Source organism: Maricaulis maris (assembly GCF_049116555.1).
GTDB classification, from domain to species: domain Bacteria; phylum Pseudomonadota; class Alphaproteobacteria; order Caulobacterales; family Maricaulaceae; genus Maricaulis; species Maricaulis maris_C.
Genome location: NZ_JAGDYT010000008.1, coordinates 286,380 through 305,649, shown reverse-complemented (window position 1 = coordinate 305,649; position 19,270 = coordinate 286,380). Strand labels below are relative to the sequence as shown.

General features: G+C 63.8%; 15 protein-coding genes. 4 read left to right on the top strand and 11 right to left on the bottom strand.

The window, feature by feature from the left end; all coding sequences use genetic code 11:
• The first annotated feature begins 129 nt into the window (after positions 1–129).
• Complete coding sequence (locus tag JXQ94_RS11900) at positions 130–2,703, top strand: bifunctional aspartate kinase/diaminopimelate decarboxylase (RefSeq protein ID WP_421924015.1); 2,574 nt, start codon at positions 130–132, stop codon at positions 2,701–2,703.
• On the opposite strand, the gene JXQ94_RS11895 is transcribed toward JXQ94_RS11900, so the two are convergent.
• Both JXQ94_RS11895 and JXQ94_RS11890 read right to left on the bottom strand, forming a co-directional pair.
• Positions 2,700–3,413, bottom strand: coding sequence for a hypothetical protein (locus JXQ94_RS11895; protein WP_421924014.1), 714 nt, complete (start codon positions 3,411–3,413; stop codon positions 2,700–2,702). The two genes, JXQ94_RS11900 and JXQ94_RS11895, sit on opposite strands and share 4 nt — an antisense overlap.
• Positions 3,410–4,099: a hypothetical protein gene (locus JXQ94_RS11890; RefSeq protein WP_421924013.1), complete on the bottom strand. Its 690-nt coding sequence runs from the start codon at positions 4,097–4,099 to the stop codon at positions 3,410–3,412. The genes JXQ94_RS11895 and JXQ94_RS11890 overlap by 4 nt, the downstream gene beginning before the upstream one ends.
• 129 nt (positions 4,100–4,228) lie before the next feature.
• Here JXQ94_RS11890 and JXQ94_RS11885 point away from each other — a divergent pair, with 129 nt between their 5' ends.
• Positions 4,229–5,416 (top strand): helix-turn-helix domain-containing protein, encoded by a 1,188-nt coding sequence (locus JXQ94_RS11885; protein WP_421924012.1) that lies wholly within the window; start codon positions 4,229–4,231, stop codon positions 5,414–5,416.
• A 29-nt stretch (positions 5,417–5,445) separates the two neighbouring features.
• Here JXQ94_RS11885 and JXQ94_RS11880 read toward each other — a convergent pair whose 3' ends face one another.
• The 6 genes from JXQ94_RS11880 to JXQ94_RS11855 all read right to left on the bottom strand — a co-directional run bounded on the left by JXQ94_RS11880 (position 5,446) and on the right by JXQ94_RS11855 (position 10,396).
• Positions 5,446–6,378 carry a S41 family peptidase gene (locus JXQ94_RS11880; RefSeq protein ID WP_421924011.1) on the bottom strand — a complete coding sequence of 311 codons (933 nt, stop codon included), beginning with the start codon at positions 6,376–6,378 and terminating at the stop codon, positions 5,446–5,448.
• Positions 6,365–6,868, bottom strand: a complete 504-nt coding sequence (locus tag JXQ94_RS11875; protein ID WP_421924010.1) for a MarR family winged helix-turn-helix transcriptional regulator — start codon at positions 6,866–6,868, stop codon at positions 6,365–6,367. Before JXQ94_RS11875 ends, JXQ94_RS11880 begins: the two co-directional genes overlap by 14 nt.
• A gap of 540 nt (positions 6,869–7,408) precedes the next feature.
• Positions 7,409–7,540 carry a hypothetical protein gene (locus JXQ94_RS11870; protein WP_421924009.1) on the bottom strand — a complete coding sequence of 44 codons (132 nt, stop codon included), beginning with the start codon at positions 7,538–7,540 and terminating at the stop codon, positions 7,409–7,411.
• Positions 7,541–7,599: 59 nt separating this feature from the next.
• Positions 7,600–8,634 carry a ribonucleotide-diphosphate reductase subunit beta gene (locus JXQ94_RS11865; protein ID WP_421924008.1) on the bottom strand — a complete coding sequence of 345 codons (1,035 nt, stop codon included), beginning with the start codon at positions 8,632–8,634 and terminating at the stop codon, positions 7,600–7,602.
• A 230-nt stretch (positions 8,635–8,864) separates the two neighbouring features.
• Complete coding sequence (locus tag JXQ94_RS11860; protein WP_421924007.1) at positions 8,865–9,692, bottom strand: lipid A-modifier LpxR family protein; 828 nt, start codon at positions 9,690–9,692, stop codon at positions 8,865–8,867.
• Between the two features lie 161 nt (positions 9,693–9,853).
• Positions 9,854–10,396 (bottom strand): Lrp/AsnC family transcriptional regulator, encoded by a 543-nt coding sequence (locus JXQ94_RS11855; protein WP_421924006.1) that lies wholly within the window; start codon positions 10,394–10,396, stop codon positions 9,854–9,856.
• A 103-nt stretch (positions 10,397–10,499) separates the two neighbouring features.
• Between JXQ94_RS11855 and JXQ94_RS11850 the strand changes: the two genes are divergently transcribed.
• Entirely contained in the window at positions 10,500–11,132 is a 633-nt protein-coding gene (locus JXQ94_RS11850; RefSeq protein WP_421924005.1) for an OsmC-related (seleno)protein, read from the top strand.
• Positions 11,133–11,241: 109 nt separating this feature from the next.
• Here the strand turns inward: JXQ94_RS11850 and JXQ94_RS11845 are convergent, their stop codons facing one another.
• Positions 11,242–13,143, bottom strand: a complete 1,902-nt coding sequence (locus JXQ94_RS11845) for a ribonucleoside-diphosphate reductase subunit alpha (RefSeq protein ID WP_421924004.1) — start codon at positions 13,141–13,143, stop codon at positions 11,242–11,244.
• A 287-nt stretch (positions 13,144–13,430) separates the two neighbouring features.
• Entirely contained in the window at positions 13,431–16,556 is a 3,126-nt protein-coding gene (putA, locus tag JXQ94_RS11840) for a bifunctional proline dehydrogenase/L-glutamate gamma-semialdehyde dehydrogenase PutA (RefSeq protein WP_421924003.1), read from the bottom strand.
• Between the two features lie 477 nt (positions 16,557–17,033).
• Here putA and JXQ94_RS11835 point away from each other — a divergent pair, with 477 nt between their 5' ends.
• Positions 17,034–18,101, top strand: coding sequence for a glycosyltransferase family 4 protein (locus tag JXQ94_RS11835; protein WP_421924120.1), 1,068 nt, complete (start codon positions 17,034–17,036; stop codon positions 18,099–18,101).
• A gap of 103 nt (positions 18,102–18,204) precedes the next feature.
• Here the strand turns inward: JXQ94_RS11835 and JXQ94_RS11830 are convergent, their stop codons facing one another.
• A complete protein-coding gene (locus tag JXQ94_RS11830; RefSeq protein WP_421924002.1) occupies positions 18,205–19,260 on the bottom strand; it encodes a substrate-binding domain-containing protein in 1,056 nt (351 codons plus the stop codon).
• Positions 19,261–19,270 lie beyond the last annotated feature (10 nt).

The following is a 19,270-nucleotide window of genomic DNA, read 5'->3' as shown; positions in this document are numbered from 1 at the left end:
GCAAAGCCGCTTCCCGGAAATGCAGGCTGCCAAATCCGCACGACAATCGTATTCAGGCGTTGGCTAGCGGCGCGCGAGCGGATATGCACGCGCGTTGCCCTGCAAGGGCTGCGAAACGGAGAATTCAACATGGAACATGCGCAAAATTGGGTCGTCCTGAAATTTGGCGGCACCAGCGTTAAATCGCTGGCTGATTGGCGTGTGATCTCCAAACGGATTGAAGCCGTGCGCGCGGAAGGCAAACGCGTCTTCGTCGTCCATTCCGCCATCGCCACGATCTCCAACCTGCTCGACACGCTGGTCGAGAAGGCTGTCAGTGGCGCCGGCGAGGACGAGCTGGCCGCGATCAAGACGCGCCACCTGGAACTCGCCGCCGAGCTCGGTGTGAATGGCGACGCCCTGCTGGCGCCCCATTTCGAGGCCCTGACGCGTCTGCGGGCCGGATTGGCGCTGACCGGAGATGCCAGTCCGCGCCTCAAGGCCCGTATCATGGCCCAGGGCGAGCTGATGGCGACCCGCCTCGGCCAGGCCTGGCTGGCCCATGGCGGACTGGACTCGATCTGGCTCGATGCCCGCGACCAACTCGCCGCCCTGCCCGCCTCCGGCGCGCGCGGCTATCTCGCTGTGGACTGCGAGCACGAGGCGGACGACGCGCTGCAACGCCTGTGCGCCGACCTGCCGCCGGTCATTGTCACCCAGGGCTTCATCGCCCGGCGCGAGGATGGCGACACGGCCCTGCTCGGTCGCGGTGGATCTGACACCTCCGCCAGCTACTTCGCGGCCAAGCTGGCCGCCGAGCGTCTGGAAATCTGGACCGATGTCCCCGGCTTTTTCTCGGCCGATCCGCGCCTCACCGGCGCGGCCCGCCAGATCCGCTCGCTCGCCTATGCCGAGGCCCAGGAGCTCGCCTCCATGGGCGCCGGCGTGTTGCACCCGCGTGCAATCTCGCCGGTCCGCAAGGCCGGGATCGAAATGCAGGTCCTGTGCACCCACCGCCCGGACCTGTCCGGCACGGTGATCTCGGAAACCCCGTCGGAAGACGCGCCGCGTCTCAAGGCGGTTTCCGTGAAGCAGGGCGTCCGCCTGATCACGCTGGAGACAGACGGCATGTGGCGCGCCTCGGGCTTCCTCGCCAAGGCGTTCGAGCCCTTCTCCCGCCATGGCGTGTCGATCGACCTGGTCTCGACCTCGGAGACTTCGGTCACGGTGTCGCTGGATGATGATCCGGGTCTGACCCCGGATGTGCTTGGCGCGCTGGAGGATGATCTCGCTGCGATTGCGCGCGTGGAGATCATCGAGAATTGCGCGGCCGTCAGCCTGGTCGGACGCGGTGTGCGCGCCCTCCTGGCCCAGTTCGGGCCGGCCATGGAGGCCTTCGCCCATTATCCGGTCCGCCTCGTCTCGCAGGCCGCCAACGATCTCAACCTCACCGTTGTCGTCGATGGCGACCAGGGCAAGCCGCTCTGCCGTCGCCTGCACGACCAGCTCATCCAGCCGCGGCCGATGGACAAGACTTTCGGGCCGTCCTGGCGCGAGATCGGTGAGAATCTGACCGAGACCGCCCCGCCCGGCACCGGCACCTGGTGGCGCGCCAAGCGCCAGGCACTGCTCGATCTCTGCCCGGTCGATGGCGCGACCTATGTCTATGATCTCGAGACCGTGAAGGCGCGCGCCTCCGCCGTCGCCGGCCTCAAGGGGCTGGATCGCGGCTGGTATGCGATGAAGGCCAATGGCCATCCCGACATGATCCGCACCGCGGTCGAAGCCGGGCTGGGCGTGGAATGCGTCTCGATCAATGAGGTCATGGCCGCCCTGAGGGCTGTGCCCGACCTGCCCGTCGACCGCATCCTCTTCACCCCGAATTTCGCGCCAAGAGCGGAATATGCCGAAGCGCTGGAGATGGGCGTCCACCTCACCCTGGACGGCCTGCACCCGCTGCGCGCCTGGCCGGAGATTTTCAAGGGCCGCAAGATCACATTGCGGATCAATCCCCAGCGCCCGGAAGGCCATCACAAGCATGTCCGCACCGCCGGGCCGGAAGCCAAATTCGGCCTGCATGCCGACGAGCTGGCCGAAGCCAAGACGCTGGCCGCCAGGGCTGGCGCCATCATCAACGGTCTGCACGTGCACTCAGGCTCGGGCATTTCCGATCCCGATCACTGGCGCCGGGTTGGCCTCTTCCTGGTGGACACAGCCCGCGACATGCCGGACGTCGAAATTCTCGATCTGGGCGGCGGCCTCTCGGTCGATGAAGCCTCCGGCGTGCGCCGGATCGACATGGATGCGCTCGACCAGGTCCTCACCGACCTCAAGACGGCGCATCCGAATTACCAGCTCTGGATCGAGCCGGGCCGCTATATCTCGGCCGAATCCGGCGTGCTGCTGGCCCGCGTGACCCAGCTCAAACACACGCCGGATGCGCGTTTTGTCGGCATCAATACCGGCATGAACTCGCTCATCCGTCCGGCCCTCTACGGCGCCCGCCACGAGATCGTCAATCTGACCCGCCTCGACGACGCACCCGCTTATGTCGCCGACATTGTCGGCCCGATCTGCGAGACCGCCGACCGTCTGGGGGCCCAACGCCTGATGCCGGAAACACAGGAAGGCGATGTCATCCTGATCGGCAATGGCGGCGCCTATGGCCGCGTCATGGCGTCGAGCTACAACATGCGCGAACCCGCCGGTGAGGCTGTGATCTAACCGGCCTTCTCACCCCGTCCCTGCGTTTTCATCCTGGATGGAAACGCGGGGCGGCGGCGAAAGCGCATCCTCAAACTCGCATACAGCGTCAGGCCGATGACCGTCAGGACCGGCGCGAGGAGCGCGATCGGTGAGCGCAGGACGGGCGGTAGCACGTTGTTATTGCCGAAGAAGAAGATGAAGCTGGCGATGAAGAGGGCAAAGCCCATACGCCAGATATGCCGGGTCAGCCGTTGGCGGTCATCCGCAGGCCCGCGCCGAAGCGCCAGGATGTCGATGCCCGCAATCCAGAGCGCCACGCCGCCAAGGCTGTAAAAGGCCACCGGCGGCAAGTCGTTCAATGTGCCCGTGGGCAGATTGGCGACGACAAGGCCGGAGCCGAGCGCTGCCAGGGCGACCAGGGAGATCAGACCGGCGGCCATCTGCTCGGCCCGGCCGGTGATCCGGGCGGCGGCCATCCAGCCGGTCGTCACGGCATGACCGGCCAACAGGGCGAGGAAGGCGGTGAACAGGATTGAGCGCGACAGGCTCATAGACAGGCCGCTGGTACAGAGCAGCAGCATGCAGACGGCAAAGACCCGCCCGGCCAGGCGATGGGGCTGGCGGCCCTTGCGGACCATGAAGGCTGTGGCGCCAGCAAGAAGACAGATCACGCCGACGAGGAAATGGAGCTGTCCGACGAGCGGCAGACCGCTGATGGCGCTGCTCATGACGCCGCTCCCGGGTGGCGGCGCGGCCGCTTGGCTAGGGTCCGGACAAGAAACACCAGGATCAGCAAGGCGGTCAGCCCCTCAGGCGCGGACAGCAGTCCGCTCTCCCGCAACGCCTCGGGAAAGACCCGGGCGCCCGGCCCGGTGAAGAAAGACCCGACCGCGATGAAGTAGGCCAGCCCCATGCGCCAGAGGTGCCGCGCGATGCGATGGGGCCGCGACACAAGTCCGCGCGCCAGAAGCGTCAGGTCGGCGACCGCACCCAAGGCCGACATCACGGCCAGCATCAGATAGTCCTCGGCGGCGAAGCCCAGAAACCTGCCAGCCTCCGATTGCAGCGCCAGGGCGCCCAGGGTCGACAATCCAATCGTGCCCGCGAGGATGGCGGTCAGCGCGACCCACTCGAAGCCGCCGGGTCGCAGGGTCGTCCATCGCGCCGTACGCCATCCGGTCAGAACCAGATAGGCAGCCAGCAGCCCGGCGAAGGCCGTAATCAGCAAGCGGCCCGGTTCCAGGATGCCGATCACCGCGCCGGAGAGTGCTGTCGCCAGCATCGAGACCAGGAAGACCGTGCCAGCGGCCCGATGCAGCGGCTTGCCCTTGGGCGCGAGGAACGCGACTCCACCGGCGCCGACACAGGCCGTGCCGGACAGGATGTGGAGCAGTGTGAGCAATTCGGATGGCATGCTGGATTCCCGATATTGGCTGTGTCAGAGAACGATGGTGGCATTCTGGCCACGCGCGTTATCTCTCGCGCCCATCCCTGCAGGCGCGGACACCGGACAAGCAGCACGAGGCAGAGATCGATCGCCAACATGCACGCACCTGCCGTCACCGACCTGCTACCCCTCATTCTGGCTTCGGCCGCCGCCGGCCAGGCGCTTCTATGCGTCATGATTGTCCTGACCGGTCAGTCCGGTGAGGTCCCGCGCAATTGGTTGGCAGGCTTGTTTGGCACGCTGGCCACCCTCGCCATCAGCCCGGTGATCGTCGCTATCCGGCCCGAGGGCCTGGCGCTGATGGCCGGCCTGATTCTGGTCGGTCTGTACGCACTTCCGCCGTTGTTCTGGGGTTATGTCCGGGCTCTGACACGACAGGACGGAGGCGAGCCTCGGTCAATGTCGGCCTGGCATCTGGCAGGCCCGGTGCTGGCGTTTTCCAACGCCGTGCTGATCTGGACACTGCCGGTGCAGAGCGTCACCACAATCCTGGCAACCGGCGAGTTGCCGGATGGTCTGCACGCCGCGTTGGCGGTGCTTGGCGTGTTCGTCCTGGTACTGGGCTGGAATGTGGTGTCTGCGGTTTATGTCTGGCGCATCCTGACCCGGTTGCAGGCCTACCGGCGCGCCCTGCACGACCGGTTTTCCAACACCGAACGCCGGGAGCTGGCCTGGCTACGGGTGATGATACAGGCGGTCATCATTGTCTGGCTGGCCATCATGGCCCTCCTTGTCTGGGACAATCTGGTCGCCGACCTGTCTATCCCACCGGTTTTCGGCAGCCTTGTCATCATGGGACTCACGGCGATGCTCGCCGCCCGCGGCTTGTCGCAATATCCGGGCCTGGCGCTGGCGGGCCCGAGGTCGGCGGACCCGGCCGGCGAAGACGCAGACACCCATGAACCGGCGAAGTATCGCAAGTCCGCCCTCGACCCGGAACACGCCGCCCGCATCGCCGCACGAATCGAGGCTGTCATGGCCAAGGATGCGCTTCATCTCGACGCCAACCTGTCCCTGCCGAAGCTGGCCAAGGCGGTCGCGGTACCCGCCAATCTGGTGTCACAAGTCCTCAACCAGACGCTGGACACCACCTTTTTCGATTACGTCAATCGCTGCCGGATCGAGGCATCTCTGCCCCACATCCTCGCCGGCGAGAACACCGTGCTGACCATCGCGCTGGAAGTCGGCTTCAATTCGCGCTCGACCTTCTATACCGCCTTCAAGAGCGTGACGGGCCAGACCCCGCGCCAGTGGCGTACCGCCCGGATGGCGGGGGTCCCGTGACGGGCCGAGCCCCATCCCGAACAGGCCAATCAGCGATCCGCGAGCCAGGTGAGGGCCGCGTCTAGCGCGTTGTCACTGACGGCCGGGAGATCCGGCTCGATACCTTCGGCTTCCCAGCCTTCACCGGTACGCGGGTCAAATGTTCGACCGACCGGAATGAAGAGCGTGAAGTCGGGGGATAACCGTTCGGTTCCGCCAAAATGACCGCCGCCGCCTGTCCGTTCACCGACGGTGAGGACGCGCCCCGTGGCCTTGAGGCCGAAGGTGAAGCTCTCGGCCGCCGAAAAAGTCCGCCCATTGGTGAGCACCAGGACCGGGCGATCAAGATAACGCGCGCCAGGAACATCATCATAGGTCCAGCGCTCGCGGACCGGGTGGCCACGCATCTCGGTGCTGGCAAGATGGGTGAGATCGGCGAAGAGATAGGTCGAGATGTGGCGGACAATATGCGGCCCGCCGCCGCAATTATTGCGGAGGTCGAGAACAAGCGCGTCGGTTTCGGCGAGGGCCGCGAAGGCAGCGTCAACGCCCGCCACATAGCTCTCATCACCCCTGAAGCTGGGAACCCGCATATAGCCAACATTGTCGGCGAGAATGTCATGGTCGACCGTGCCACTCGCACAGGCCGAACGGCGGTCAGGGGTCTCGGGGGTCGCTTCGACCACCACCTCAGGATCATGGAAGACGCGCAAATGGGCATCCTGGACCATCGCGTGGAAATCGGCCGTGACCGCTCGGGCAAACGTGTCGGGGTCAACGATATGGGCATAGCGATCGGGGTCTTCGCGCAGGAAGGCGGCCAGCTCGTGCGCTCGATCTTCATAGATATAGCCCGGCTCCAGCAGGTCGGCGGCAGCCGCGAGGACACCCGTCTGCCAGTCCGGCGCATCATCGGCCTGCACGGCAGGCGCGACCAGGGCGAGACAGGCAGCGGCGGTCGGGATCAAGCTAGTCCACTTCATGGTGCATATCCTTTTCGGCGCGCTCGACACGGTCGAGCAATGGGGTTTGACGCAGCGAGGCCTGCAGGGTGCGGCTGGCGGCGACAAGGTCGATGCCGGCTTCCGCGCAAAGCGCATCATGCTGGCGCGCCAGTTCCGCATGCAGGCGCCGCACGCGGTCGGCTTCATCCTGCCCGGCTGCGTTGAGAGCGAGCTGACGGACACGGCGATCTTGCGGCGACACGGTCTCTTCCAGGAAGCCGAGCTGTTTGAGGGTTCGGGCAAAATCAATGATGACGGGATGGGACAGACCGAGCTGCTCGGCCACCCGCATCACCCCGATCGGCCCCTCCTGGTCGAGGAGAAGAACGGTGGAGCAACACCGGTGCGGGATGGTGAGACCGAAACGATCCGCCACCCTGTCCGCATCCACGATCAGGGCATCCATGAGCCGCCGCACATGGTGCGGCAGAACGGCCGAGCCGAGCTGGTCAACAAAGTCACCGGACATGTGATTTCCCAATTACGTAGGCACCTACATAAATCTGGCGACGGCGGGATTTCAAATGACAATTCGGACAGGGAGGAGACAGGCTGAGGCGGAGAGAGGCTGGCCCGTGAGACGCTCGCCGGACGGTCGCCGCCACCGGCCTTGCTGCTCAACGCACTCATCAACCAGGCACCAGATCTCCATTTTTCCCGGCCGGAGGCCCGCGAAAGCGGGACGCAGGGCCGGGACCGACGGACCGGGCTGGCAAGCGATGAGTCTCCAGCTGGTCCCGGATCGCGCTGACGCGCGTCCGGGAAAAATGATGGGGGGGATTGGTGTGGGAGGATACCGGCCATGACCCCATGCCGGGACGCCACGCCCATCGCCTCTTCACCACACACATTTCTCCCGGCCGAAGCCCCGCAAAAGCGGGGCGCAGAGCCGGGACCGACAGGCCAGGCTGGCGAGCGATGAGTCGCCCGTTGGTCCCGGATCGCGCTGATGCGCGTCCGGGAAAAATGATGGGGGGATTGGTTTGGGGAAAGGCGCGACGCGCGGGATTTATTCCAGCTTCTGCCACGCAAAACGGGCGCCGATCACCACAGCTATTTCGACGACGATGGCCCAGCCCAGATAAAAGACGTCGTCAGAGGTGTGAACGCCGCCCTGGTTCCAAAACGCCCCGCCGATCATGAGCGGCCACCCGATCGCCGCAAAGGTGAGGACCGCGAACCATTGGAACGCCGATCTCCCTACTCCGCCGGCTCGTCCAGCGTCTCCGTCTTCATCTTGTCGAACATGCCCCACACGCCTTCATCGCCGTGCCAGTCGCCCTTGGTGGCGCCCTTGGAATATTCAGTGGCGCGGGCTTCAAAGAAGTTGGCGTGCTCGACACCGTTGAGGATTTCCGAGAGCCAGGGGAGCGGGTGCTCCTTGACGCCATAAATCTTGGGCAGGCCGAGCTGGCCGAGGCGCCAGTCGGCGATGTAGCGGATATAGCGCTTGATATCGTCCGGCGTCATGCCTTCGACGTCGCCGGCCTCAAAGGCCAGATCGATGAATTTGTCTTCCAGGCCGACCACGGTGCGGCAGCACTCGGTGATGTCGTCCTTGACCTCCTGGGTCAGGGCCCCGGTCTCCTCGGCGAAGGCGTGGAAGAGCTTGATCATGCCCTCACAGTGCAGGCTCTCATCGCGGATCGACCAGGTCACGATCTGACCCATGCCCTTCATCTTGTTGAAGCGCGGGAAATTCATCAGCATCGCAAAGGAGGCAAACAGCTGCAGGCCTTCGGTGAAGGCCCCGAACATCGCCACGGTGCGCAGGATGTCGGCTTCGTCCTCGACGCCGAAACGCTGCATGTAGTCATGCTTGTCGGCCATGGCCTGGTATTCCATGAAGGCCGAGAATTCGCTGTCCGGCATGCCGATCGTCTCCAGCAGGAGCGCGTAGGCGGCAATATGGATGGTCTCCATGTTGGAGAAGGAGGCCAGCATCATCTTCACCTCGGTCGGGCGGAAGACGCGGCTGTAGCGCTCCATGTAATTGTCGTTCACCTCGACATCGGACTGGGTGAAAAAACGGAAAATCTGGGTCAGCAGGTTGCGCTCGCCATCATTGAGCTTGGTCGCCCAATCCTTGCAGTCCTCGCCCAGCGGCACCTCTTCCGGCATCCAGTGGACCTGCTGCTGCTTCTTCCAGAAGTCATAGGCCCACGGATAGCGGAACGGCTTGTAGGAATGGGAGGTGGTCAGGAGGCCCGGCAGGTTCTCGGTGGCGATGGTCATGGTTTCAGTACTCCTGCTTGGCGCTCGCAGCCAATGTGGCGCGCGCCCGAATCAATGCGGCAAACACAACATATTGTGTTCGTGGTTTCCAAAACGTCTACAGCTTGATCAGGCCTGGCTGACCGGGACTGTGGAAACTGCCCGATTCTCGAGGCAATGGGCAGACTTGGCCACATCACGATTTCTGTCGCGGGCGACTATGCCGACCGGTCGGGAGGCCGGGTCAAAGACTACCAGCGCCAATTCACCGTGACGGCACCGAATTCATCGGCCTCATCGAATGTGCGGACACCCGCAACATGGCGATATTCGCGGCGGACCCAGGCCAGTGACAGATCCGCATCGCCCATGCGCATGGCAATGCCGGCCTGGGCATCCCCGACCACTTCGCGCTGGGTCAGATACATGGCGTTCTGGAAGTCGACACCGGAGCCGGGGTCATAAAGAAGGGTCCGGCGGTCCGCCCCGGCGAAGACATACCAGGCCGGGCTCTCGGCCTGTCGATTATTGAGATACTGACCGATCCGGACCTCGGCACCGGCACCGGCGGCCGAGCCGTCCGGTCCGACACTGACAGCGGCGCGCGGCGTGAAACTGACATCGAGCTCCTGCCCGGCCCCGACAGTTTCAAAGGCGCGCTCATAAGCCACGGCAATCGTGGTCTCACGCGGGCCCCGATCGAGCACGACCGGAGAATAGCCATCGGCGCGGGCCGCAAACAACTGGTGCGCCACGTCTGGACGGTCATCGTCGAGCAAGGCGACTTGGATCACCCCGGCGTCGCCGAGATCGATCCGACTACCGCCCGTCGGCGTCAGGCCGGCAAGCGGATTGCCGGTGAACGGGTCATCGCTCAACGCCAGCGCCGACAGCGCGACGCGGGCCGCTTCGGGCGACAGGGGGCGCACATCGCCTTCCGTGACCATCTGCTCCCGGATCATCTGCGAGGAGGAGGCCCAACCTGATGACGCCTCGCCCGGCTGAGTCAGCACCCATGAGATTCCGCCGAGCGCGATCAGCCCGGCGATCATGACCTCTGATGTGCGTCCCAATGCCATCACGCGTCTCCCCTGCGCGACACAAAGCAAATCAACGCGGTCCTTGCACGGTGATTCACCCCAGAAGCGAAAAGGTTAACGGCGCCCGCAGACCGGGTCCATCGAAAGGCGTGCTGCGGTGCGAAATCGCAGATCGACCACACGCAAGCCGGCTGCCCGGTCTACAATTGCGGCCGTTTCCCCGGGCCACGTCCCTGGCGGCCGCTGGCCGGGTCCAGACCGACCGGCAAGACCCGGTCCTCCTTGACCGTATCGAGAACGATAACCGTGCGGAAATCGCGGACACTCTCATAGACCGCAAGACGCTTCAGGACGAATTGCGCCAGCGATTCATTGTCCGGCGCGACGACTTTGAGCAAATGGTCATAGCTGCCGGCGACCGAGTGGCATTCCAGCACCCAATCCTCCTCCAGGACCGCCGTCTTGAACACGTCGCTTACGGCTTCGACCCGTTGGTCGAGACTGACCTGGATGAAGGCCATCACCGCAAATCCGGTCGCCTGCCGGGCGAGCTCGGCGCGGTAGCCGGCGATGATCCCGGCCTCCTCGAGACTGCGCACCCGTCGCAGGCAGGTGGTCTCGCTCTGATTGACCCGGCGCGCCAGCTCTACCATTGGAATCCGCCCCTCTCTTTGCAGGACGGACAGGATTCGACGATCGGCAGAATCAAGGGTCACGGCGGAAACCTCCATTTCGAGCGACATATGTTGCGGATATCGCCACATATCGCAAGCCAGATGGAGATTTCGGGGATTTTCACCGCCCCGCAGATGCTAATTCCTTCGCGAGCAACTGATGGAGCGCGCGATGCGTGATCAAACCGAATTCAAGGTCGGAGAACGGGGCGTCGACCGCCCGCAAATCACACAATTCCAGCCCAACCCTTTCCGCAAGGCACGGGTGCCCGACCCGCTCCATTTCGAGGTCAATGTCGTCGCGGAAGCCCATGAGCGACAGAAAAAGAGCGGCGTGGTCGAGGTCAATATTCCCGGCTTTAGTCCAGCCCGGCTCTATTGCGACGAACAGACACCGGTCGGTGACGACACCGCCCCGCCGCCGCTGGCCTATTTCTCTGCCGGGATTGCATTCTGCCTGCTGACCCACCTCACGGATATCCTGACGGCCCGCAAGATCGAGGTCACCGCGATGAAGATCGAGCAGCGCATCCGGTTCAAGACCAATCTCTCGACCATGCGCCAGCTTGGTCACCAGACGCAGGGTGAATGCGAAGGCATAGAGAGCCATGTCCTGATCGAAAGCCCGGAGGCACAGGCCGTGGTGCAGGGTTTGCTGGCCGAGGCCGAGAGCGCCTGCATGGCCCATTTTGCCCTGCGCAATCCCCTGCCCTGGATGACCCGGCTGGTTCACAATGGTGAGGAGCTGGAAAAACGGGAAGGCGTAGGCCCGGAAGAAACGCTTCCTGCGGATCGTCCAGACTGACGCGGCGGCACCGTCTGTCCTCCGTGCCGATGCAAAAAGGGGCGCCTTGCCGCGCCCCTTTTCTGCCAGCTGCTCCCCCTCGAAGCGACCGGCGGTATGATGTCGGCGCCTACTGGCAGGCCAGACATTCGTCATAGTCGGTTGGCGCCGCCTCGGCCATCGAGGCCTCGACGTCCGACTTTTTCTCGGACCCGGCATAGGCCGCCCGCTGAATTGATTTGGACCGGCAATAGTAGAGCGATTTCACGCCCTTCTCCCAGGCCGACCAATGCAACATGTGCAGGTCCCACTTATCGACATCGCCCGGCAGGAAGATGTTGAGCGACTGCGACTGGCACACATAGGGCGTGCGGTCGGCCGCGTGCTCGATCACCCAGCGCTGGTCGATCTCAAAGGCGGTGCGGAAGGTCGCCTTTTCGTGCTCGTCCAGGCAATCAAGATGCTGGACCGAACCTTCGGCCTCCAGGATTGACGCCCACATGGCCGGCGTATTGAGGCCCTTGGCCTCCAGGACGGCCTCCAGCTGCGGGTTCTTGACCGTGGTCGAACCGGACAGGGTCTTGTGAGTGTAGACATTGGCCGGGATCGGCTCGATGCCGGCAGACACGCCGCCACAGATGATCGAGATCGACGCCGTCGGGGCAATCGCCAGCTTGTGCGAGAAACGGGCCTTCACGCCGGAGGCTTCCGCATCCGGGCAAGCGCCACGCTCTTCGGCCAGCTTGACCGAAGCAGCGTCGGCAGCGGTGCGGATGTGCTTGAACAGCTTGAGGTTCCACGACTTGGCCATGGCGCTCTCGAACGGCGCATTCATCTGCTGCAGCAAGGTGTGCATGCCCATCAGGCCAAGACCGACGGATCGTTCCTGGATGGCCGAATAGACGGCCCGGTCCATCTCCGCCGGCGCGCGGTCGATGAAATCCTGCAGCACGTTGTCGAGGAAGCGGTAGATGTCCTCGATGAAATCGGGGTTGTCCTTCCACTCCATGTATTTCGCCGCATTGAGCGAAGACAGGCAGCAGACCGCGGTGCGCTCCTGGCCGTTCTGGTCGAACCCGGTTGGCAGCATGATCTCGGCACACAGATTGGACTGGCGGACCTTCAGGCCCAGCTTGCGCTGGTGGGCCGGCAGGGCGCGGTTCACGGTGTCGGAATAGATGATGTAGGGCTCGCCGGTCTGCAGGCGCAGCTCGATGATCTTCTGCCACAGCTTGCGGGCATTGACCGTCTTCACGACTTCGCCGGATTTCGGGGACTTCAGCTCGAACTCTTCATCATCACGGACGGCTTCCATGAAGGCGTCGGAGATGTTGAGGCCGTGGTGCAGGTTCAGGGACTTGCGGTTGAAGTCGCCGGACGGCTTGCGGATCTCGAGGAACTCCTCGATTTCCGGATGGTGGATGTCCAGATAGACGGCGGCCGATCCGCGGCGCAGCGAGCCTTGCGAGATCGCCAGGGTCAGGCTGTCCATCACGCGGATGAAGGGAATGATGCCGGAGGTCTGGCCGATCTCGCCGATTTTCTCACCGATCGAACGGACATCGCCCCAATAAGTGCCGATGCCGCCACCATTGGACGCGAGCCAGACATTCTCGGTCCAGGTGCCGACGATATCGTCGAGGCTGTCGCCGACCGAATTCAGGAAGCAGGAAATCGGCAGGCCGCGATCCGCGCCACCATTGGACAGGACCGGCGTGGCCGGCATGAACCACAGGCGCGAGATGTAATCATAAAGACGCTGGGCGTGCTCGGTATTGTCGGCATAGGCCGTCGCCACGCGGGCGAACATGTCCTGATAGCTTTCACCCGGCAGGAGATAGCGATCTTCCAGCGTCTTCTTGCCGAACTCGGTCAGCAGCGCATCGCGCGACCGGTCGATCTTGACGCTCTCGACCACGCGCAGGTGCGTGGCATCGCCCTTGGCCGATTTGGGTTTGCCGCGACGGGTCGTCGAAACCGTTTGCCGGGCCGATTCCAAAGTCTTGTTCGCGGCTGTATCCAATGGCGTCATGGTTGGTCTACTCCCCAAGCCCGAGGCAAAAATATCCTGTTGCGCCAGCCCCAATGCGGCGCACCGAACAAACCCAAAAGGTCTTCTGAAACTCTGTATAGTGTGTCGCTGTCGCCAGCCGACCCAACATATAGTGGATCAAAGCCGGGGCGCTGGTCAACGGGGAGAATGATCCTTGAGCGGATTTTTTGGTTAACAGACCGCTAATAAGAAATGCACCCCGTCACACATCGTTAACGGGGCGCATCTCCGCGTCAATCAAGGATTAACAGCCGTTAACCCTGCGCCTAGTCGAGGTTCAACAATTCCGGATCGCCGCCCTGGGCTGCGATATTGACCGACACCGTCCGCTCCCCGGCGAAGCGGTGCAGATAGTGCGGGCCGCCCGCCTTGGGACCCGTGCCAGACAAGCCCTCCCCGCCAAACGGCTGGACCCCGACAACGGCCCCGACCATGTTCCGGTTGACGTAGATATTGCCCGCCGGAACCAGCGACTGAATTTGCCTGTGGAAAGATGACAGCCGCGAATGAACACCCAGGGTGAGACCATATCCCTTGGCCGCGAGCTCGGACGCAATCGCTGACAATTCCTTCCGCTTGTAACGCACAACGTGAAGAATCGGCCCGAACACTTCCCGCTCGAGCAGGTCGAGCGAGGGCAGCTCCACCAGCGTGGGTCCGAAAAAGAAACCGCTGTCGAATTTATCGCCGACATCGATCTGCTTGATCACCCGGGCGCCGGCTTCCATGCGCTCGACATGGCGCAACAGGATCTCGCGCGCCTCATTGTCGATGACCGGTCCGACATCGGTCGCCGGATCGGACGGATCGCCAACCTGAAGCTCGTCCATGCCACCGGCCAGGCCCTCGATAATCTCGTCCGCGGTGTCTTCCGGCAGGAAAATCACCCGCAAGGCCGAACAACGCTGACCGGCCGACCCGAAGGCCGACTGGAGGGCGTCATCAATGACCTGTTCCTTGAGTGCCGTCGTGTCCACGAACATGCCGTTGAGCCCGCCGGTCTCTGCGATCAGCGGCGCGATCGCGGTTTCGCGGGCCGCCAGCGAGCGGTTGATCAGGCGGGCGACTTCGGTCGAGCCGGTAAAAGCCACGCCCGCGGTCCGCGGATCCGTGGTCAGGGCCGCGCCGACAATCTCGCCACGCCCCGGCAGGAGATGAAGCACATCCGTCGGCAGACCCGCCTTGTGGAACATCTTCACCGCCTCAAAGGCGATCAACGGCGTCTGTTCGGCCGGCTTCGCGAGGACGGTATTGCCGGCCGCCAGGGCGGCGGCAACCTGTCCCGCGAAGATGGCGAGCGGGAAATTCCAGGGGCTGATGGTGACGAAGACGCCCCGCCCCTTCATGCCGAGATGATTGGTCTCGCCCGCCGGGCCAGGCAGGCGCACAGCGCCATCGAACTCGCGCTCGGCCTGGGCGGCGTAATAGCGACAGAAATCGACGGCTTCCCGCACTTCCGCGATCCCGTCGGCCAGGGTCTTGCCGGCCTCGATTGCCATGATCGCCAGCAAGCGGTCCATGTCCGCTTCCATGGCGTCTGCCATGGCGCGCAGGACAGCACCGCGAGCCTTTCCCCCGCGGGCATCCCAGCCCGGCTGGGCGGCAACCGCGCTGTCGAAGGACGTGTTCACATCATCAACCGAAGCATCCACCACCGCACCGACCTGACGCGACATGTCGACCGGCGACATCACCTGGTGGGCCGCGCCATCAACTTCGTGACCGGCAATCAGCGGCGTCGCCATGAGCTGGTCTTCACGATTGAAGGCCTCGAAGGACCGCGCCAGGCGTTCACGGGCTGCAGCCTGGGCAAGGTCCAGCCCGACCGAATTGTCACGCTCGTCGCCATAGAGGTCTTTGGGCAGGGCGATCTTCGGGTGACGGTCAATCGACTCGGCCGCGTCAAATGGGCCACTGGCAACCTGCTCCACCGGGATCTCCGGATCGAGGAAGGAGTGCACGAATGATGTATTGGCCCCGTTCTCCAGAAGGCGTCGCACGAGATAGGGCAGCAGGTCTTCATGGCTGCCGACCGGTGCATAGACCCGGACCGGCGTGTCCGGATTGAGCGCTGCATCGGCCGCATAGAGCGCTTCGCCCATGCCGTGCAGCCGCTGGAATTCGTAGCGCTCGACGCCCGCCTGCCGGGCCAGCTCCCGAACCGCTGCCAGCGAATGCGCATTATGTGTGGCGAACTGTCCGTAAATGGCGTCCGGCGCACCCAGCATGGTGCGCGCGCAAACAAGGAAGTTCAGGTCGGTGGCCGGCTTGGTCGTCCAGACCGGGAAGTCCGGCCAGCCATTCTGGTGCGCGAATTTGATCTCGCTGTCCCAATAGGCGCCTTTGACCAGACGGACCATGAAACGCCGACCCGTCGCCCGGCCCAGCTCGACCAGTCGCTCGAGGACATGCCGGGCGCGCTTCTGATAGGCCTGCACGGCGAGGCCCAGACCGTTCCAGCCCGCCAGTTCCGGTGCCCGCGCCAGCTTGTCGAGGATTTTCAGCGACAATACCAGGCGGTCGGATTCCTCGGCGTCGAGGCAGTAGCTGATATTGTGAGCCTTGGCCGCCTTGGCCTGCTCGAGGACCAGCGGGTAGAGCTCTTCCAGGATCCGCTTTTCCTTCACCGCGAGGTATTTCGGGTGCAGGGCTGACAGCTTGGCCGAAACGCCATGCACGAGCTCGACCGCGCCGTCCTTGCGGGCCTTGCCGACGGCGTCGATCGCCTCGAGATAGCGCTTGTGATAGCGCGCAGCGTCCTTGGCCGTGCGAGCCCCCTCACCCAGCATGTCGAAGGAGCACAGCTCGCCCTCACCCTTCTTCGCGCGCTTGAGGCCTTCCTTGATCGTGCGGCCGAGAACAAATTCCTCACCCATGATCCCCATGGCGCGGAAGACCGCAGCCCGGATCACCGGTTCGCCCATTTTCTGGGTCAGCTTGCGCAGATAGGAGCCGGGGCTTTTGCGGGCCTCCGGTTCCACATCAATGATATTGCCGGTCAGCATCAGACCGAGCGTCGAGGCATTGACCAGCCAGCTCTCGGAGCGCCCCATATGCTCGGACCAGGCGCCATCGGAAATCTTTTCCGCGATGAGTTTGTCGGCCGTCTGGGCGTCCGGGACGCGCAGCAGCGCCTCGGCCAGACACATCAGCGCCAGGCCTTCACGGTTGGAGAGGGAGAATTCCTGCAGGAAACTGTCCATGAGCCCACGCGCCTTGGTGGTCTCGCGAGCGGCTGTCACCAGCGCGATCGCCGCCTCGCGGACACGCGCCTGCGCCGCATCATCAAGTCCGGTCGCACCCGCCAGCTCGCGGACCGCAGCCGTCTCATCGGCAAACTTCGCCGAATCGAGATCATCCCATCGCATCATGTCACGGGCCTGGACATTCATCGCAGAAACTCCCTATTCGGCAAATGAACAGCGCGGACAATGTCTGGGTGTTTTGGTGCGCGCAAGCAAAGTCTTCCGTTGTCTTGAGCTGGCGTTCACATCCCTTGCTTGGACCAAACAGGGAACGCCCTTCGACTTCGACCCAATCATTGCAAAAGCGCCGATGCAAGCCCGCCCCGATCACAAATTTCTTGCCCGGCAACCGGGTCCCGGCGCGCAAGTCTCCCATCGGAGCGGCACTGCTTTTTTGCCGCCAGCGGAGCCAACCGCTTTTGCTGCTTCAAGCCGGGCCAATCGCCAGTATGCTGGAGGCTGACATTATGGGCCTGCTCGGCTACACGCGCAGGACCGAGACTTCCACTGCCGGCGCCATGTGCGCCCGACCCGATACAGGATGCCATGACCGACGCAACCGAGACTCCGTCCGAAGCCCCCGAGAGCGACGCCGATCAGGGCGAAGAGCGGCCGCAACGCATCATGCTGGTGACCGACGCCTGGGAGCCTCAGGTCAATGGTGTCGTGCGGACCCTGTCGCGCACGGTCGCGGAATGCCGCGCCATGGGGCATCAGGTTGAGGTCATCCATCCCGGACTGGGCTACAAGACCTTCCCGCTGCCGACCTATCCGGAAATCAAACTGGCGCTCGGAGCCCGCGGCGATATCGCGCGCCGTTTCAAGGAATTCGAACCAGAAGCCATCCACATCGCCACGGAAGGCCCGCTGGGCATGGCAGCGCGGCGCATCTGCGTGAAGTGGAAACTCCCCTTCACGACGAGTTACCACACGAAATTTCCTGAATATGTCCACGCCCGCATCCCGCTCATTCCGACAGCGGCCGGTTATGCCTTCATGCGCTGGTTCCACAATGCCTCGGGCCGGATGATGGTGACGACCCCGTCCATGCGCGATGACCTCGCCGAGCGCGGATTCAAGAATCTCACCGCCTGGGCGCGCGGCGTCGATATCGAGATGTTCAACCCGAACAAGCGCTTTGTCGGTGGCGAGGACGTTTATGCGGGGCTGGAGCGGCCCATTTTCGTCAATGTCGGACGGATTGCGGTCGAGAAGAATATCGAGACCTTCCTCAAGCTCGACCTGCCGGGCACCAAGGTCGTCGTCGGCGACGGGCCCCAGAAGGCGGAATTGCAGGAAAAATATCCGGACGCGGTCTTCCCGGGCTCGAAATTCGGTGACGAACTGGCGCGCTGGTTCGCCGACGCCGATGTCTTCGTCTTCCCCAGCTGGACCGACACATTCGGCCTGGTCAATCTGGAAGCCATGGGCTGTGGCACACCGGTTGCCGCCTTCCCCGCACACGGACCGAAAGACATCATTCCAGGCTCGGGCGGCGGCTTCATCAATGACGACCTTCGCCAGGCCTGCCTTGATTGCCTTGAGATTGATCGCGCCGCGCCGCGAGCCCACGCCGAGAAGCATTCCTGGCATCAATGCGCCGTCGATTTTGTGGAAAATCTCAAACCGCATCCCAAGCCGGAACGCCGCCGCTTCTGGCGCCGCCTGCGCAAGCGCAAGACGCTTTACTAGGCGTCGATCGGCCGGCTCCACCGCACGCAAAGACAGGCAAAGAAAAGCGGGGACGGCCTGATGGCCATCCCCGCATTCAGTCGCGTCTGAAAGCCGACAGACCTTATTCCGGTGACTGCGTCATCGCGGACAGGTTGACGGAGGCCTCACGCATGGCATCGCGGTCGGCATCCGGCAGCGGGATCAGGCCACGGTCGGTGAGATAGCCGAACTCGCCCCAGGCATCATCGGAGGTGAACTCTTCGATATATTCCACCAGGCCCGGGATGATCGCTGCGTGCTGATTCTTCACATAGAAGAAGAGCGAGCGCGAAACCGGGTAGCTGCCATCGGCGATATTCTCGAATTCCGGAGCAACACCGTCGATATTCACGGCGGAGATGCGGTCGGAGTTCTGATCCAGGAAGGAGAAGCCGAAGACACCGAAGGCGGTCGGTGTGTTCACCAGGGTCTGGACGATCGCATTGTCGTTCTCGCCGGCATCGATCCAGGCACCATCCTCACGGATACGGCTGGCGATCTGCTCGAAGCGATCACGATCAGTGTCACGCAGCTCGTCCATGCAGGCGATGTGGCGGGCGCCGTCCTGCAGGGCCAGCTCGACAAAGGCGTCGCGCGTACCGGAGGTCGGCGGCGGGCCGAAAACCTCGATCCGCTGACGCGGCAGCGACGGATCGATATCGGACCAACGCTCATTCGGGTTGGGGATGAAGCTGGAGCAGCTGTCATCAGCCGGGACTTCAGCCGCCAGGGCGAGCCAGACCTGATCGAGCGTCATGTCGATGTCAGCGGCACCGCGGTCCGCAGCGCCCAGAACGATCCCGTCGAAACCGATCCGGACTTCGGTGATCTCGCGCACACCGTTTTCCTGGCAACGCTCATATTCCGAACCGCGCATGCGGCGCGAAGCATTGACGATGTCGGGATGCTCGGTGCCGACGCCGGAGCAGAACAGGCGCAGCCCGCCACCCGAACCGGTCGACTCAACCACCGGGGTCGAGAAGCTGGTCTTGGCGCCGAAGCTTTCGGCAACTGCCGTCGAGAACGGGAAGACCGTCGAGGAGCCGACGATCCGGATCTGGTCGCGCTGCTGCGCCTCGGCGCCTCCGGCGATAGCCACAACCGCGAGGGCGGCGGCGAGTTGAGCGTGGAGTTTCATGTCTTCAATT